The sequence below is a fragment of the Streptomyces sp. NRRL WC-3549 genome, assembly GCF_000721935.1.
Taxonomy (GTDB): Bacteria; Actinomycetota; Actinomycetes; order Streptomycetales; family Streptomycetaceae; genus Streptomyces.
The window spans coordinates 137,762-140,775 of the sequence record NZ_KL585418.1 but is presented as its reverse complement, the minus strand read 5'-3'; the positions used below and the strand labels follow the sequence as shown (position 1 = coordinate 140,775).

At 73.2% G+C, this 3,014-nt stretch carries 2 protein-coding genes and 1 pseudogene; 2 read left to right on the top strand and 1 reads right to left on the bottom strand.

The annotated features are described in order from the left end of the window. Window positions 1-591 (bottom strand): annotated as a pseudogene (locus tag IH13_RS0124205) (hypothetical protein); the annotation flags it as partial. 362 nt (window positions 592-953) lie between these two features. Here IH13_RS0124205 and IH13_RS0124200 point away from each other — a divergent pair. Next, window positions 954-2,165: a glycoside hydrolase family 64 protein gene (locus IH13_RS0124200; RefSeq protein WP_031087791.1), complete on the top strand. Its 1,212-nt coding sequence runs from the start codon at window positions 954-956 to the stop codon at window positions 2,163-2,165. Window positions 2,166-2,274: 109 nt separating this feature from the next. Next, on the top strand, window positions 2,275-3,014 hold a 740-nt coding region (locus tag IH13_RS0124195), incomplete at its 3' end, for an amidohydrolase family protein (protein ID WP_031087790.1).

The window sequence follows — 3,014 nt, the reverse complement described above, 5'->3', positions numbered from 1 at the left end:
GTCGGCGGGCGTCGAGCCGGTGACCTTCGCGAAGACGTCGGCGGTCCGGGTGGAGTCCGGGTCGAGCCGGGTGAAGGCGGTGGCGGCGCCGGTGTCGGTGGACGCCACGGAGACCAGGTCGTGCCCGGGGATGTCGATGGTGCCGACCCGGAAGGCGGAGGTGTCCCGGACGCCGGTCACCCGGAAGGTGGTGACGCGTCCGGTGACGGAGAGCGAGGCGTCGATCTCCACTCCCGGCAGGTCGTCGAAGACCAGGGTGTAGCGGGCGGTCGAGGCGGTGAAGGCGGGCGCCCCCTTGAGTTTCACGGGGTGCGCGGTGCCGTTGAGGGTGACGGCGGTGACCGGCTTCGTGCTGCCGGACAGCCGGGCGCCACCGGCCCGGTCGGTGTAGGTCAGCACGCGCGGGAAGTCCCGGGCGACGGCGACGGAGAGCTGAGCGGAGGTGAGGACGGCGGCGGCCGCGGAATCGGTCGCGACCGGTGCCGCGGCGGGTGGCGGGCCGGCGGCCGAGGCCGGCAGCGCGGTCCCCACGAGGGCCAGGACGGCGGCGCAGGCGGCGGCCACGGCCGCCGAAGAGAATCTGAGGGACATGGGGAACGAGTAATCCCGCTCCCGGACCAGGGGTCAACGGTCCGCAGCCCGGCGGGCGGTAGCAGTCCAACAACCGCCGCCCGTTAGTCCAAGTCGCCCCTGCCGCACCGGTGGCGCCCCCGGGTTCGGGACCTGTTCGCCGAAAGTGCGCGGCGAACGGGCGAGAGGCGGCACGTGCCGGTCCATGGCGTCGGGTTGTGAAGAAACTTCGTTCCTGAGAGCGCTCTCAGACATAACTCTTGACGCTTGCCGTGCGCATGGCGAAAGTGGTGGGCACGGCGGACGGCCCCCCTCGTGGCCTTCCCTCCGATCCCGTCTGCCGCCCCCCACACCCCGGGAGTCCCTTCGTGATTTCGCGCAGAATGTTCCTGACCGGCGCCGCCGCCTCCGCGACCGCGCTCACCTATCCGCTCTGGGGCGGTTCCCTGAGCCCGCGCGCGTCGGCTGCCGCCGCCACGTGCGAACTGGCCCTGGAGAACCGCTCGCTGCCCGGGACCGTGCACGCGTACGTCACCGGCCACGAGCAGGGCACCGACAGCTGGGTGCTGCTGCGGGCCGACGGCAGTGTGTACCGCCCCGAATCGCCGGGCGCCCCGCAGACCCCGCTGCCGGTGGACTGCGCCATCCCGCTGAACGGCGCGGGCGCGGGACCGGTGGTGCTGACGCTGCCCCAGATGTACGGGGCGCGGGTCTACTTCGTCCGCGACGACAAGCTGGACTTCTACCTGAACCCGGGCCCGTCGCTGGTCGAGCCCGCCTTCGCGACGCCGACCGACCCGAACTACGGGCGCACCTGGTCGTTCGCCGAGTTCACCTTCAACCCGCAGCAGCTGTACGCGAACATCAGCTACGTCGACCTGGTGACCGCCCTGCCGATCGGCCTCACCCTGGAGGGCGACTCCACCCACACCGTCTCCCCGCTCCCGGACGGTGCCGTGCAGCGCATCGCCGACGACCTGACGGCTCAGGCGGCGGCGGACGGGCAGCCGTGGGACCAGCTGGTCAGCCGGGGGGCGGACGGCCAGGTGCTGCGGGTCGTCTCGCCGCAGAACCTGATGGCGCCGTACTTCGACCGGCCCGACGAGATGCCGTTCCGCGACCTGTTCACGGCGCAGATCGACGAGGTCTGGGAGAAGTACCGCTCCACCGACCTGCGGATCGACCTCCAGGGCGGCCGGGGCACGCTGGCGGGCCGGGTCAGCGGGGACACGCTGACCTTCGAGGGGGGCCACACCTTCTCCAAGCCCACGTCGAAGGACATCTTCACCTGCAACCACGGCCCGTTCACGAACAACCCGGGCGACTCGGACGACAAGAAGGCGCTGCTGGCCAGGATCGCGGCGGGCTTCAACCGCTCGATCATGCTCAGCCACCCGTCGCAGCCGAACGGCACGTCGGTGGCGGACTACTACCAGGGCGCGGTGACCAACCACTGGTCCCGGGTCGTCCACGCCAACTCCCCCATCGGGTACGCGTTCCCGTACGACGACGTGCGCCCCGACGGCGAGCCGGACGTCTCCGGTGCGGCGAACGACGGCAACCCGCGGCGCTTCACGGTGAGCGTCGGCTCCTGAGCCGGTCCCCGGTCCGTCCGCCCGCCCGGGGCGGCCGGACGGGCCGGTCCCGCGCCCGTCCGGCCCTCTCGGGCCTGCGGCCGCCGGGGGCGTGGCGGATCGTTGGTGGATGCCCCCTCTCGACGCGACACCGGCCCCTGCGCCCGGTACACGGATCCTCCTCCACCGTCTGCGGCTGATCGACGGCAGCGGCCGTCCCCCGGTGCCCGACGCCGCCCTGCTGGTCGAGGACGCGGCGGTCCGCTGGGCCGGGCCCGCGGACGCGCTGCCCGCGGACCTCGTACCGTCCGTCCGGGTGGATCTGGGCGGACGGACCGTGTGCCCTGGCTTCATCGACACCCATGTGCACCTCGCCCTGCCGGGACCCGGCGGCAACCCCCTCCAGGGCCTGTACGAACTGCCCAGCTACCGGACCCTGAAGGTCCTGGAGCGGCTGCGCGTCACCCTGGAGAACGGCGTCACCACCGCCCGCGACCTGATGGGCCTGGACGCGGGGTTCCGGCAGGCGGTGGCGGAGCGGAGGATCCCGGGCCCCCGGCTGCTGGTGTCGGTCACCATGCTCAGCCAGCGCGCCGGCCACGCGGACTTCACCCTCGCCGGCGGTATCGACGGACTGGCCGTCGCCGTCACCTTCCCCGAGAGCCCGCGCAGCCTGGTCGACTCCGTGGACGCCATGCGGGCCCGGGTACGCGAGCTGGTCGCGGCGGGCGCCGACTGCGTCAAGCTCGCCACCAGCGGCGGCGTCACCTCCCCGCACGACCGGCCCGAGTGGCTGGGGCTGCGGCCGGAGATGATCCGCGCGGCGGTCGAGGAGGCCCAGGCCTACGGCGGGCTGCCGGTCGCCGCGCA

Coding starts and splice junctions, on each gene's coding strand:
- IH13_RS0124200 (WP_031087791.1), top strand. CDS start 954: ATGTTCCTGACCGGCGCCGCCGCCTCCGCGACCGCGCTCACCTATCCG.